This is a genomic window from Mycoplasma sp. 4079 (genome assembly GCF_047785185.1).
Taxonomy (GTDB): Bacteria; Bacillota_I; Bacilli_A; order Mycoplasmatales; family Metamycoplasmataceae; genus Mycoplasmopsis.
In genome coordinates this window covers 1-14,242 of the sequence record NZ_JBLNNG010000017.1, presented here as the reverse complement: position 1 = coordinate 14,242, position 14,242 = coordinate 1, and the positions used below count along the sequence as shown (strand labels likewise).

Sequence of the window (14,242 nt, the reverse complement as noted above, 5' to 3'; positions counted from 1 at the left end):
CAAACTCTCGAAAAAAATTGACTTGTCATGTCTTGTATATATCTAGTTTTCAAAGAACTTCTTTGCTATCAAAAGCAAGAATATTATAACACTATTTTTTTTATTCAAAGCTTTTTTTAAAAAAAATAAAAAAATAAATTACTTGATCAAGGTAATTTATTTTGATTATATATATGTTTAATTTAAAAGTATTAGAGAAATGATTAAATTAACCCTTTGTTTTTAAGAGTTTTTAATGTTTTTGCACTTACTCTTAATGTCATTTTTTGACCGTCTATTGTAACTCTAACTTTTTGTAAGTTAACATTAAATTTTCTTTTTGTAGCATTTAATGCGTGTGAACGTTTGTTACCTGTTTGAGGTCCTCTGCCTGTTAAAACGTCTCTTCTTGACATAATTTCTTCCTTTCTATAAGTAATAAATGTTTATAAACTTTTATTTAGTCTTTATAAAAAGAGTAAAAATAAAATTCTTTGATATTATAGCAAAAAACTTTATTTTATTGTTTTTTTATAAAAATCATTTTGATTAATTAGATATGTTTAATTTTTCAATGAAATTATCTTCAAGTGTAAAGTTTACATTTTGATCAATTCAATATCTTCTGTTTTCAGCATTTTCTCCCATAAGAACTGAAACTCTTCTTTCAGCAATAAGAGCATCTTCAATTGTTACTTGAACTAATGTTCTTGTTTTAGGATCCATAGTTGTTTCTCACAATTGATCAGCATTCATTTCTCCAAGACCTTTATATCTTTGGAGTTCATATGATTCTTTTATATTTTCAAGCATATCACTTAAATCATCTTCATCTCATGCATAAAGAATTTTTTTGCTGCTCTTAAGAGTCACTTTATATAATGGAGGAAGTGCAAGAAAAATTTTTCCTTGTTCAATCATTTGTTTCATAAATCTATAAAAGAATGTTAATAATAGAAGTTGAATGTGAGCACCATCAGTGTCAGCATCAGTCATAATGATTATTTTTCCATATTGGGATTTTTCAATATCAAAATCTCTACCGTATCCTGCTCCAATTGCATTAATAATTGTGTTGATTTCTTCATTTTCAAGAACTTCAGCCATTTTTTTCTTTTCAGAGTTAATGACTTTTCCACGTAATGGTAAGATAGCTTGAAATCTTCTATCTCTTCCACTTTTTGCCGAACCACCAGCTGAGTCCCCTTCGACTAGAAATAACTCATTTTGTTCATTATTTTTACCAGTCGCAGGTTTTAATTTGTCACTTAAAATTAATTTTTCTTTACTTGTTTGTTTTGATTTTCTACTTTCATCTTTTAATGATTTTTGTTTTTGCCTTAAATCATATGAAGATTCAATTTTATCTATGATTAATTTAGCTTGCTCTTTGTGTTCACTTAATCAAGAATCTAAATATTTAAAGACAATTTCTTCAACAACAGGTTTAGCATCTGGAGTCCCTAATTTATCTTTAGTTTGGCCTACGAATTCAAGAATACTTTCAGGAATTTTTAAAGAGAGAACGCAGCTAAGTCCTTCTTTAATGTCTGCTCATTCATAAATTCTTTGACCTTTGACTACATTTTCTTTTGACACAAAGTTATTAACTGATTTAACAAATGCAGTTTTTAGTCCAACCACATGTGAACCACCATCACTTGTTTTAACATTGTTAACAAAACTCAGAATTGTATCTTCATATTGAGTTGTTCATTGAAAGGCAAAATCAACAGAGATGCCTCTTTTTTCATCTTGAAATGAAATAGGTTTTGAAACTAAATCTTTTGAATCATTTAAAAAGTTTAAGAATGATTCAAGACCTTTAGTGTATTCATAAATTTCTGTTTTATCAGTATTTTGATCTCTTAAGATTATTTTTAAATTAGAAATTAAGAAAGCTCTTTCTTTAAGTCTTTCTGAAATTTTGTCAAAACTTAACTTAGCTCTTTTAAAAAGTGGATAATCAGGTCAGAAAGTTACTATTGTTCCAGTGTTTTTTGATACACCTACCTCGTGAGTTCTTTGAAGGATTTTTTCTTGTTGAAATTCTGTTAAATAGATCTTTTTATCTCTTGAAACTTCAACAACAACTTTTGTTGATAAAGCATTAACAACACTAGCTCCAACACCGTGAAGACCTCCTGATGTTTTATATGCACTATCATCAAATTTTCCACCTGTATGCAATTCAGTGAAAGCAGCTTCTACAGCTGTTTTTGTTGAACCTTTAATTTTATCAACCGGAATACCACGTCCATTGTCTTGAACTGAAACACCACCATCATTTCTCAATGTAACAATTATTTCAGTTGCATAACCAGCTAATGCCTCGTCGATTGAGTTATCTACAATTTCTCAAACTAAGTGATGTAAACCATGTACATCGGTTCCACCAATGTACATACCAGGTCTTTTTCTAACAGCTTCAAGCCCTTTTAATTGTTGAATATTACTTGCATTGTATGTATTGTTTTGACTCATAGTTTAAATATTATAAAAGATTAAATAAAAAACATACGAATTAATCGTATGTAACTCCTTCTAAATTTTTAGCTCAATTTATAAAATGTTGGTAAGTTTTTACAGTGTCAATTCTTTGGTTTTCTTTGTAAATTTTAAATCTTTCACCATAGCTAAATAATTGTGAGTAAATTTCAATATCATCTTGAGATGGTTTTAGACCTAATTGTTCTAATTTTTCTGGATAATATTTTGAAATTAATCCATAAAACTTCATTGAAACAACCTCTGGTGAGAAATTATCTAATTTGATAGCACCTGTGATTAATAATTTAACAGCAACTTCTTGATCTTCAAATTTAGGAAGCAAAATACCTGGTGTATCTAAAAATAAATATTCACCGTTAACAACTCACTTATTTTCTCTGGTTACACCTGGATAGTTAGCAACTTTTAAAGTTTTTTTGTCTGAAACTAAATTAATAAGTGTACTTTTTCCACAGTTTGGAACACCAACAACAAATGATTTCATTCTGGTTATCAACATCCCTTTTTCTCTGTTTTTATTAATTCTTTCTTGTGAAAGTTTTTTAATTGTTTTTAAAATAACTTGTTTTGAAGATGATTTTCTAAGATCTAATCATAATAACGTTTCGCTTGCAAATCTTTTTTCAATTTTTGCTTTTTTCGATTGATCCATTAAATCTGATTTAGTAATAATGAACAATCTCTTTTTTTGTGGTGCAATTTTATCAAAGTCTTCGTTATATGAACTAATTGGACATCTTGCATCTAAAACTACTATAAAAATATCGGCTAATGAAGCTTTTTCTTTTAATTCCTTGAAAGCCTTTGCCATATGACCAGGGAATCATTGAATTAAATTATCATATTTTTGTTCTTTGTGTTCTAATTCCATAATTATCCTATTTATTTAATTTTTCCAGTTCTAATCTAAGTTTATTAACTTCTTCAGCAAGAATTTTATTTTCTTTGTAAAGTTCTTTATATTGAGCTTTATATAATTCTGTTCTTTCTGTTGATTCATTTATTTCATTAACAATTTCATTAATTTGTCTAATCAATTCATTTAAATGACTTTCAACTTCTGTTTTATTGTACCCTTCTAAAGATAAATGAAAGTTATAGTTTTTAATTTGTTCAATTAAATTATCGAATTTATTCATAATTACCCATTTCTAACTTTGTTCAACACAATTGCTGCAGCAGTTGCTACATTTAAACTTTCAAATGAAATTGGAATGTAAACTTTTTCATCAGATAATGAAGCTGTTTGATTATCAATTCCATTACCTTCGTTTCCTAAAATAATGACAATTTTTTCTTCTTTTGAAAAATCAATTTCATTTAACTTCTTAGCATTTGTATCTAACATAGTTGCATATAAAATATAGTTTTGTTTTTTAAGTTCCTTTAAAATATCAATATTATTTGTCTTGATCAAATTTAAATCAAAAAGTGCTCCTTGTGAAGAACGAATAACTTTTGGGTTAAAGTAATCAAAATTTTGGATGATAACAGTATCAAAATCAAAGGCTCTCGCTAATCTAAAAATTGTCCCTACATTTCCTGGTTCTTGCAAATTATTTAAAAATAAAACTCTGTTACTAATTGATCTTGAGATATCAGGAAATTTACAAATACCTATAATTCCTTGTGGTGTAGATGTGTCTGATAAATAATTTAAGATTTCCTCTGTGACTAAAATCGAATCAGCAAATTTATTTTTATCAACTACTTCAATTGTTTCTAGCAAAATACCCTTTTCTTTTGCTTCATTGACTAAGTGATAACCTTCAACTAAAAACTTAGATTCTTTACTTCTATATTTTTTATCTAAAAGTTTATAAACATCCTTGATAAACTGATTTTGCTTACTGGTTATTATTTTCATCATATTGTTCTAAGTAATGTTTTCCTTTTTCAACTTCAAATTTTGATAAATCTTTAAAATCAAGTTGTCTCATAACTTCAAAACCTAAAATAGCAACACAGTTAGCAAGATTAATTGAACGCATAGCTGAAACCATCGGTATTCTGATGCAATCTTCTAAATTTTCTTTTAAGATTCTCTTATCAATACCTGTAGATTCTCTACCAAACATTAATCACACTTCACCAGTTTGTTCGTGTACTTCATTATATTTAACATTTGTATATGTCTCTAAACCATATCTAGTTACATAAAATATTTTTTTATCTTTGTACTTATTGTAAAAATCTTCATATGAGTTATGAATTTCATGTTGAATGTCACTGAGCATTCTTCCTGCACCTGCTCTTTTAAGATATTTAGGATGAAGGTCAAAACTTGTTGGTTTGATAATGTGTAATTTTGCACCTAGTGCATAACAAGTTCTGATTATATTCCCTGTATTTGGGGCAATTTCCGGTTGATATAAAACTATATTTAACATAATACTATTATACATAGTATTATGATGCTGATTAATAACTCCTTGATTATTGGGTTAATTTTACTTTTGCAATAGTGTATAAGTTAAATAAGTAAAAAATAAAAAGTAGGATATACCTACTTTTTTAAATTATTTAAAGTGAAAATTTAAATATTAATCTTCATCTTTATCTTGAATGTTTCTACGTTTAATAATTTCATCAGCAATTGATTTTGGAGTTTTTTCATAGTGATCAAATTGCATTTGGTATGTTCCACGTCCACTTGTCATAGATCTAAGTTCTGTTGAGTAACCGAACATTTCTGAAAGAGGAACCATTGCTCTAACAATAACAGCTCCATCATTTCTTTGTTCTTGGTCGTTAACAAGTCCTCTACGTCTTGATAAGTCACCGATAACATCTCCGATGTGATCTGATGGAACAACTACTGAAACGTCCATAATTGGTTCTAATAATACTGTACCAATTTTATCTTTTGCTTTTGTAAGTGCTTTAGAAGCAGCGATTTTGTAAGCCATTTCTGATGAGTCAACGTCGTGATATGATCCATCGAATAATGTAGCTTTAACGTCGATCATTGGGTAACCAGCTAAAATACCAGCTGCCATTTTTTCTTCAAGACCTTTTTGAATTGATTTAATGTATTCTTTAGGAATTTTTCCACCAACAATTTTGTCCACGAATTCAAATCCACCATCTGGGTTTGGTTCGAATTTGATTCATACGTGTCCATATTGTCCTTTTCCTCCTGATTGTTTGATGTGTTTTCCTTCAACTTCAGCAGGAATTGTAATTGTTTCACGGTATGAAACTTGAGGTGCTCCAACTTTAGCTTTAACACCAAATTCACGTTTTAAACGATCAACAATAATGTCTAAGTGTAATTCACCCATTCCGGCAATAATTGTTTGACCTGTTTCTTCATCAGTATATGTTCTAAATGTAGGGTCCTCAGCAGCTAATTTTTGTAATCCTAATGATAATTTTTCTGTAGCAGCTTTTGATTCTGGTTCTAAAGCTTGTGAGATAACTGGTTCAGGGAATACCATTTTTTCAAGAACGATTTTTGGTGATTTTTCTCCAACTAATGTATCTCCTGTTGTTGTGTATTTAAGACCAACAGCAGCGGCAATATCTCCAGCTCTACATTCGTCAATTTCTACACGTGAGTTAGCGTGCATTTGTAAAATACGTCCAATACGTTCTTTTTGTTCTTTAGTTGTGTTGTATACGTAGCTTCCTTTTTCAAGAACTCCACGGTATACACGGAAGAATGTTAATGAACCTACGTATGGGTCTGTCATAACTTTGAAAGCTAATGAAGAAAAGTCTCCATCGTCTGTTGCATTAACAAATATTTCTTTATCCCCATCGAAAGCAGGGATTGGTGGTACATCAAGTGGTGATGGTAAATAATCAACAACAGCGTCAATCATTCTCTTAACACCTTTGTTTTTGAATGATGTTCCACATACTACTGGGAAGAATTCTGATGTTAAAGTAGCTTTTCTAATTGCAGCTTTAAATTCTTCAACACTTAAATCTCCACCTTCAAGAACTAACATCATTAATTCTTCGTCAAAGTTAGCAACCGCTTCTAATAATTCTTGACGTTTTTCAGCAACGATGTCTTTTAAGTGAGCAGGAATTTCTGTTGGAAATTCTTCTTCTTGTGGTTCTCCGTTGTATTTAATCGCTTCTAATGTAACAAGGTCAATAATACCTTCGAAATCTGATTCAGCACCGATAGGTCATTGGATAGCAACTGCATTTCCACCTAAACGTTGTTTAACTGAAGCAACTGAAGCTGCGAAGTCAGCACCAGCTTTATCCATTTTGTTAACGTAAACAATACGAGGAACTTTGTAGTTTGTAGCTTGTCTTCAAACTGTTTCTGTTTGAGGTTCAACTCCTGATTGAGCATCAAGAACTGCTACAGCACCATCTAATACACGTAATGAACGTTCAACCTCAACTGTGAAGTCAACGTGTCCTGGTGTATCGATAATGTTAATTCTTTTTCCTTTTCAGAAAGCTGTTGTAGCAGCTGATGTAATTGTGATTCCACGTTCTTGTTCTTGTGCCATTCAGTCCATTTGTGAAGCACCATCGTGTGTTTCACCAATTTTGTGAATTTTACCTGTGTGGAATAAAATTCTTTCTGTAGTTGTTGTTTTTCCAGCATCAATGTGGGCCATAATACCGATATTACGGTAATCTTTTAATTCATATTCTCTAGCCATAAATAAACCTTAGACTATCATCTGAAGTGTGCAAATGCACGGTTAGCTTCAGCCATTTTGTGTGTATCTTCACGTTTTTTGATAGCTCCACCTGTTTTGTTTGATGCATCAATGATTTCATTAGCTAAACGAACATCCATTGTTTTTTCATTTCTTAATCTTGAGTATTGAACAAGTCATCTTAATGCTAATGTTTGTTTTCTACGAGGAGAAACTTCTGTAGGAACTTGGTAGTTTGTTCCACCAATTCTTCTTGTTCTGATTTCTAATTGAGGTGTAATGTTTTCAACTGCTTCTAAGAAAACTTCCATTGGTTCTCTTTGAGTTTTTTCTTTAATAATGTTAAATGCTGAATATAAAATATCTTGAGCGATAGATTTTTTACCATCTAACATAATTTGGTTAATTAACTTTGTAACAATAACAGAGTTAAAAACTGGATCTGCAAGTACTTCACGTATTGGGGCACTTTTTTTTCTTGACATATGTCCTCCTTATATTAATAATTATTGTGTGTATAAATTAATTTAAATTATTATTCTGATTTAGGTTTTTTAGCACCGTATAAACTACGTCCTTGGTTACGTTTTGCTACCCCAGCAGCATCTTGTGTTCCACGAACGATGTGGTATCTAACCCCAGGTAAGTCTTTAACACGTCCTCCACGGATTAAAACAACTGAGTGTTCTTGAAGGTTGTGTCCTTCTCCTGGAATGTAAGCTGTAACTTCCATTCCGTTTGATAATTTAACACGAGCATATTTACGTAATGCAGAGTTAGGTTTTTTAGGTGTCATTGTAGCAACACGAGTACATACACCACGTTTAAATGGTGAAGCCATTTTTTTAGCTTTTTTAATTAATGAGTTGTAGCTAACGCTTAAAGCAGGAGCGTTTTGTTTTTTAATTTTTGAGCTACGACCATTTGTAACTAATTGATTAGTTGTTGGCATTTTATGCTTCCTTTCGTTTGTGATTTGATAAATTTTAAGATTAATATTGTTAAGCTATTTATTTTGATAATAATTTAGCAAAGCAATTATATAACAACTTACCCGTGTGTATCAATATTTTTTATTTTTTTTATTTAGTTTTATTAATCCTTGAAAAAATACTTTTAACGCTTACACATAAATGTTTTGGTAGTTACATTGAAAGTTATTTTTGAGAACATTCAAGCTTAACAGAGTTTAAAAATCGCACAAAATTAAACAAAAATGTGAAATTAATCACAGATAAACTTGCTCAAAGTATATAAATTTAAAAATGTTATAATTACATTACTTTTCTAGAAGAAAAGTTAATTAATTTAAATGTACATTAAAAATTAAATAAAGGAGACTAAATGTCAGCAATTAAAAAAATTCACGCACGTGAAATTCTAGACTCACGTGGTAACCCAACTGTTGAAGTTGAAGTATTCACAGAATTCGGTGGATACGGTATTGCTAAAGTTCCTTCAGGTGCATCTACAGGATCACGTGAAGCTCTTGAATTAAGGGACAAAGGTTCTGAATATGAAAGTAACTGATTTGGTGGAAAAGGAGTTATGTTAGCAGTTGATCACGTTAACAACGATATTGCTCCTTACATCGAAGGTATGGAAGTTACATTACAACGTGAAATTGATAGAAAAATGATTGAATTAGATGGTACAGAAAACAAATCTAAATTCGGTGCTAATGCTATCTTAGGAGTTTCATTAGCTGTTGCTAGAGCTGCTGCTAATGAATTACAAATTCCACTTTACAAATACTTAGGTGGATTTAACGCTCACGAATTACCAGTTCCTATGTTAAACGTTATCAATGGTGGAGAACACGCTTCAAACACAATTGACTTCCAAGAATTTATGATTATGCCAGTTGGAGCTAAAACATTCCGTGAAGCTTTACAAATGGCTAACTTTGTTTTCCATAACTTAGCTAAATTACTTAAAAAACACGGACACGGTGTTCAAGTTGGTGATGAAGGTGGATTTGCTCCAAACTTCAAATCACACGAAGAAGCTTTAGACTTCTTAGTTCAAGCTATTAAAGCAGCTGGATATGTTCCTGCTAAATCAGGTGAAAACGCTGTTGCTATTGCAATGGACTGTGCATCAAGTGAATTATATGAAGATGGTGTATACACATTCAAAAAATTAAAAGCAGCTGTTGAAAAACAATTACCTGGATTTGAACACTTAACAGATACTAAATTCACATATACATCAGATGAAATGTTAGATTACTTAAAACACTTAGTTGACAAGTATCCAATCATTTCAATCGAAGATGGATTTGCTGAAGGTGACTGAGAAGGATTCAAAAAATTCACAACAGAATTAGGAAACAAATTACAAATTGTTGGAGATGACTTAACAGTTACAAACACAGCAATTTTAAAACGTGCTATTGAAGAAAAATCAATGAACTCAATCTTAATTAAAATTAACCAAATCGGTTCATTAACAGAAACTTTTGAAGCTATCCAAATGGCTCAAAAAGCAAATATGACAGCAGTTGTATCACACCGTTCAGGTGAAACAGAAGATACAACAATCGCTGATATTGCTGTTGCTATGAACACAGGACAAATTAAGACAGGTTCATTATCAAGAACAGATAGAATTGCAAAATACAACAGATTATTAGCAATTGAAGAAGAATTAGGTTCTGTATCTTCATTCAAAGGTAGAGAAGCATTCTACAACATTGAAAAATAATGATTTAATTTAATTTAATTTAACAAAAAATAGAGAGATTTTAAGTCTCTCTATTTTTTGTTACTTCTATCTAAAAAAGATAACTTTCTTTCCTGGTTCTTAAAAATTCTAACTAAATTATCTCTGTGCATTATAACTATTAGTAGTACCGCTGCTATAAAGAAAATTCCACTAGTTAATTGATAATTATAAAGCGATGCAGTTGTATGCTGATTATAATCAGCAAGTCATTTCATATTAGTTGCTCAAGAAAGATCTGAACTTAAAAATCAGTGAGCAAACATAATTACAGGTGTCATTAAAAGAGCTGACACAATACTTGCTAATGAAACATATTTTTTTCAGAATAATACTGCAAAGAATATAACTGCAGCAATTGGTAAAAGTGCAATGTTGATTGAAATTAATAAACCAATTGATGTAGCAACTCCTTTTCCACCGTTGAATTGGAAGAAAATAGGAAAACAATGCCCGACAACAACTCCTAAACCACATAAAATTGGAAATACATATAGGCTCATATTTAAGCTATTTTTATTGATAGCCTTGCACAATCCATACGCAATTGAAACCATTAAAATTGTTTTAAAAATATCTATTAATAAAATGCATAGTCCTGCTTTTTTTCCTAGTACTCTAGAGGAATTAGTTGCTCCTGCATTTTTTGAATGAAGCTCTCTAACATCTTTTCTAACAATTTTCCCTCATATAATTGAAGTGTTTAAGGATCCTACAATGTATCCAAAAATGAATAATAAAATATTAAACAAAATTGAATTGCTAAGTTGAATCGCTGTCATTGTCCCTCCTAATTAATTGAATATACTTCGTTAGCTAATTTATATTAAATTATAATTAATTTAATATATTATAATTAATATTATGAATAAAAAATTTAAAGTAGAAATCGTACAATTACCAGAAAAAGTACTTAGAAAAAAATCACAAGACGTACCTCTTCCATTAACTGATGAGGATATTGAATTAGCTGAGAAAATGATTTATCACATTGATGATTCGCAAAAAGACGGTTCTGAATTTAGAGCTGGAGTTGGTGTAGCAGCAGTTCAATATGGTGTTCTAAAAAATGTCTTTTATGTTTTTATACAAGATGAATTAGGTAACACAATTTATAAAGATGTTTTATTTAACCCTGTTATTATTGCTAAAAGCGATAAGAAAATTGCACTTTCTGAAGGTGAGGGTTGCTTAAGTGTTTCCGAAGATTGACCAGACCAAGAAGGATATGTTTATAGATCTGAAAAAATAACAGTCAGAGCTTACAGCTATTTTGCCAGAGAATTCCAAAACTTAACAGTTGACGGATATTTAGCAATAGTATTTCAACACGAATTAGACCACTTAAACGGAATGTTATTTATCGATAGAATTGCTAAGAAAAACCCATGAAAGAAACTACCTAAAGCTAAATTCTTGTAATTTAACTAACTAAAAAATATAGAAAGGAGAATATGCTTACATTTTTTGAAACTCAAACATCATCAAGTAGTGAGTCATCGAACGCAATGGATAAGTTATATGACTTCTTCGCGAATTTGATGTCGTCTAAAATTTCAGACCCAACTATTTGAATGCCTATTTTAATTGTTACACTCGTTTTATTTTCATTTGTAACAGGTTGATTCTTAAGATGAAAATGAACTATTTTTAAAACAGTTTCAATAGTTATCACAATTATCGTTTCTGTTATTTTATCAGTAGCTCTTAAAGCTGCATTTGAGAAAAAAGCACAAGAAGATCAAAAATTTCAATCTGCATATGAAATTCTTACATTTGCAATAACATTCATTTCTTTAGCAGTTTACTGAGGTGTTAGAGGATTTTTATGATTAATAATCGGAATCATTCATTTAGCAACAATAAAGAAAAGAAAAGAGAAAAATAAGAAAAGATCTAAATTATCTAGAGCAGGTTTTGGTGGTTTATGAGCAATTACAAACGTAATTCTTACCTTACCCGGTTCATTATTACTTGCTAACGTAATTTCAACAATGGCACCCAACTCGAATAAAGCAAATAAAGCTACAGAAATTGGTGTGAAAATTATGACTGGTGGCCAAGGTTCATCTGTAACAAACTTGGCTTCAGGGATTTTCTCAATGGTTCAATTATTTGTCGACTCAGAATTACATGATTTAGCAATTAAATTTATCAAGGAACCAAATTCATTATCTAAAGATGATATTGAAAAATTACTTAAAAACTCAAACACTATTGCAGCTATCTTAGAAAATGAAAAATTTGTTGATATAGTTGCCAAAAACATTCCTACATTACTAGATGAAAAATCTAAAAATGAAATAAAAAACAATAAAGAACTTGAAGCTTACATTACAAAATACGAAGCTCAATTTATTGCAGCAAATCCTGGTTCAACATTGAACTCAAGCGAACAAAATAAAGCAGACTTTACAAAATTTGTTGTTGATAAAATCAATGAAGAATTACAACAAAATTCAATTACATTAATTCCAGAAGAAGTCAAAAATGTCTTCGGAATGCTAGGGTTAGCAGCAGCTAAATCAGATAGTTCACAAGAGCAAAACTTATCAAAAATTGTTGATGCGATTTTAAAAATTAACCCAACAATCTCTGAAAAAACAAATACAGCAGATTTAGCTTTAGGAATTTTAGGAAACCTTAAAAATTCTGTTTTAAAAGATCTTAATAAACAAGAAACAACTGAAACCTTAGGCAACACAAATAATCAACCAAATACAGAGAATCCTCAACCAGATCCAAATATGTCAACAGGAGCAAGTGAGTAATTATGAATAATCAAGAACAACAAAATCAAAATCCAGTTTCAGTTCAAAACTCATCTGGTTCAACTGGTGTTTATGCAAATCAAACACAAGTTCAAAATGTTGCCACAAACGAAGTTACTAATGTAAATCCAAAAAGCATAGTTCCTGAAAATATTCTTAAATTATTTAAAAGAGAGAAAAAACTAGCATTACTTTCTTTCTCGATATGATTTTCTATTTTCTGTCTTTGTATAGTTGCTACAATTATTAATTATTTTGTTAATACATTTAACTCAAAACCTCCTCACACACAAGGTATTGCTTGATACATCGGAATAAGCATTATTTTCTTAATTTCATTAAGTTTATGAATTAAAGCTTTAACAAGACGTAAGTCATGGGTTAAAACTGAAGAAATAACTAAAAACAGTTACATTAACGGAACACAAATGAATGGTGTTCTTATTGCTGAAGCATACAGAGCAATTACACTCAAAATGCTTCGTTTAAGCTGAATCTACGCATTCTTCTTAACATATATCGGGTTGTTCATTGCTGTAGTTTGCTTACTTTACTTCACATCCCCTTGAGAAGTAAATATGGGTCAAGAAGGTTCATGAATTTACATTAACTCAAAAGTTGAATGAACAGACATTTTAGATAATGCTTTTGGAAGCACTAAAAATATGCTAATTATTTTAGGAACTACAATAGCAGCTACTGCGATTGTATTCACCATTCTTAGAATTTACGATAGAAAAAGACAAGCTGAAATTAAATTAGCAATCTTAAACAACCCAGAAGAAGTTGTTGCTAAAACAAATACAGATAGAAGATTAGAGAATAAAGCTTGAATTAAAGCTTACATTATTGTTTTCATCTTAGTTGTATTATTACCTTTAACAGTATTCTTATACTTAATTTGAAAAGGTGTGATTAAAAGAGGTAAAAAATAATGAAACTTCTTGTAATAATTGAAGATAAATTTAATGACATAGAATTAAACACAACTTTATCTGTTTTAGTCGCTTCAGGCAAACTAGAATCAATTACTTATTATTCTCCAAACTTAAAAGAAGCTTCAGGACAATTTAATATTGTTAAAATAACAAACATTGTTAATTCAGTTAATTTAAATGAATTTGATTTAATGTTCGTACCTGGAGGTAGAGGTTGTCAAACACTTAGACAAAATCAGCAATCATTAGAATTAATTAACAAATTCTTTAATGACCTTAACAAACCCCTTGCAGCTATCTGTGATGCACCAAACGTTTTAGCTGAATTTAATATAATCAAAGACCAAAAATACGTTTCATTCTTTTCTGAATGAAGTAAACCATTCTGAAAAGATGGAAAAATCATTAACTTTAACAATTGAAAAAACACTCCATTCACTAATATAGACAGGAACCTTATTACAGCGTCAAATGCAACTGCTTCATTAGATTTTGGGTTCACTATATTAGAATACTTTTATGGTGAAGACTTCTCTAATGCTGTACGTTCAAATATGACTTTTGGGAAGCTTACACAACCTGAGTTTCCAAGTTAAAAAGGGCTAAAAAACGAAAACACCTATAAATAAGGCGCTTTCGTTTTTTGTTATTTTTAATTACAATGATAGATTTTCTATAACAAATG

The 14,242-nt window shown here is 30.1% G+C and carries 15 protein-coding genes; 5 read left to right on the top strand and 10 right to left on the bottom strand.

Annotated elements, in window-relative coordinates:
* Nucleotides 1-203 precede the first annotated feature (203 nt).
* The 9 genes from rpmB to rpsL all read right to left on the bottom strand — a co-directional run bounded on the left by rpmB (nucleotide 204) and on the right by rpsL (nucleotide 8,076).
* Entirely contained in the window at nucleotides 204-395 is a 192-nt protein-coding gene (gene rpmB, locus ACMZI9_RS03100) for a 50S ribosomal protein L28 (RefSeq protein ID WP_257089198.1), read from the bottom strand.
* A gap of 133 nt (nucleotides 396-528) precedes the next feature.
* Nucleotides 529-2,463, bottom strand: coding sequence for a DNA topoisomerase IV subunit B (locus ACMZI9_RS03095; protein WP_323176778.1), 1,935 nt, complete (start codon nucleotides 2,461-2,463; stop codon nucleotides 529-531).
* Nucleotides 2,464-2,503: 40 nt separating this feature from the next.
* Complete coding sequence (gene ylqF, locus ACMZI9_RS03090; protein WP_323176777.1) at nucleotides 2,504-3,361, bottom strand: ribosome biogenesis GTPase YlqF; 858 nt, start codon at nucleotides 3,359-3,361, stop codon at nucleotides 2,504-2,506.
* Between the two features lie 7 nt (nucleotides 3,362-3,368).
* Nucleotides 3,369-3,629 (bottom strand): hypothetical protein, encoded by a 261-nt coding sequence (locus ACMZI9_RS03085; RefSeq protein WP_323176776.1) that lies wholly within the window; start codon nucleotides 3,627-3,629, stop codon nucleotides 3,369-3,371.
* Between the two features lie 2 nt (nucleotides 3,630-3,631).
* Nucleotides 3,632-4,357 carry an RNA methyltransferase gene (locus ACMZI9_RS03080; RefSeq protein WP_323176775.1) on the bottom strand — a complete coding sequence of 242 codons (726 nt, stop codon included), beginning with the start codon at nucleotides 4,355-4,357 and terminating at the stop codon, nucleotides 3,632-3,634.
* The gene (locus ACMZI9_RS03075; protein ID WP_323176774.1) at nucleotides 4,338-4,880 is read right to left on the bottom strand and encodes a tRNA (cytidine(34)-2'-O)-methyltransferase; all 543 of its coding nucleotides are present in this window, start codon (nucleotides 4,878-4,880) and stop codon (nucleotides 4,338-4,340) included. Before ACMZI9_RS03075 ends, ACMZI9_RS03080 begins: the two co-directional genes overlap by 20 nt.
* 153 nt (nucleotides 4,881-5,033) lie before the next feature.
* Complete coding sequence (gene fusA, locus ACMZI9_RS03070; protein WP_257089179.1) at nucleotides 5,034-7,124, bottom strand: elongation factor G; 2,091 nt, start codon at nucleotides 7,122-7,124, stop codon at nucleotides 5,034-5,036.
* A 14-nt stretch (nucleotides 7,125-7,138) separates the two neighbouring features.
* Nucleotides 7,139-7,609 (bottom strand): 30S ribosomal protein S7, encoded by a 471-nt coding sequence (rpsG, locus tag ACMZI9_RS03065; protein WP_257089177.1) that lies wholly within the window; start codon nucleotides 7,607-7,609, stop codon nucleotides 7,139-7,141.
* Nucleotides 7,610-7,659: 50 nt separating this feature from the next.
* Nucleotides 7,660-8,076 carry a 30S ribosomal protein S12 gene (gene rpsL, locus ACMZI9_RS03060; protein WP_257089175.1) on the bottom strand — a complete coding sequence of 139 codons (417 nt, stop codon included), beginning with the start codon at nucleotides 8,074-8,076 and terminating at the stop codon, nucleotides 7,660-7,662.
* Between the two features lie 392 nt (nucleotides 8,077-8,468).
* Between rpsL and eno the strand changes: the two genes are divergently transcribed.
* Nucleotides 8,469-9,830 (top strand): phosphopyruvate hydratase, encoded by a 1,362-nt coding sequence (eno, locus tag ACMZI9_RS03055; RefSeq protein ID WP_416099251.1) that lies wholly within the window; start codon nucleotides 8,469-8,471, stop codon nucleotides 9,828-9,830.
* 50 nt (nucleotides 9,831-9,880) lie between these two features.
* Here the strand turns inward: eno and plsY are convergent, their stop codons facing one another.
* Nucleotides 9,881-10,630 carry a glycerol-3-phosphate 1-O-acyltransferase PlsY gene (gene plsY, locus ACMZI9_RS03050; protein WP_323680434.1) on the bottom strand — a complete coding sequence of 250 codons (750 nt, stop codon included), beginning with the start codon at nucleotides 10,628-10,630 and terminating at the stop codon, nucleotides 9,881-9,883.
* Between the two features lie 82 nt (nucleotides 10,631-10,712).
* Here plsY and def point away from each other — a divergent pair, with 82 nt between their 5' ends.
* Genes def through ACMZI9_RS03030 form a run of 4 tightly spaced genes read left to right on the top strand, consistent with a single transcriptional unit; the run spans nucleotide 10,713 to nucleotide 14,153 of the window.
* Nucleotides 10,713-11,270 (top strand): peptide deformylase, encoded by a 558-nt coding sequence (def, locus tag ACMZI9_RS03045; RefSeq protein WP_323176770.1) that lies wholly within the window; start codon nucleotides 10,713-10,715, stop codon nucleotides 11,268-11,270.
* Between the two features lie 32 nt (nucleotides 11,271-11,302).
* A complete protein-coding gene (locus ACMZI9_RS03040) occupies nucleotides 11,303-12,619 on the top strand; it encodes a hypothetical protein (protein ID WP_323680435.1) in 1,317 nt (438 codons plus the stop codon).
* 2 nt (nucleotides 12,620-12,621) lie between these two features.
* Nucleotides 12,622-13,554, top strand: coding sequence for an MSC_0882 family membrane protein (locus ACMZI9_RS03035; protein WP_323680436.1), 933 nt, complete (start codon nucleotides 12,622-12,624; stop codon nucleotides 13,552-13,554).
* Complete coding sequence (locus ACMZI9_RS03030; RefSeq protein ID WP_323680437.1) at nucleotides 13,554-14,153, top strand: DJ-1/PfpI family protein; 600 nt, start codon at nucleotides 13,554-13,556, stop codon at nucleotides 14,151-14,153. Before ACMZI9_RS03035 ends, ACMZI9_RS03030 begins: the two co-directional genes overlap by 1 nt.
* Nucleotides 14,154-14,242 lie beyond the last annotated feature (89 nt).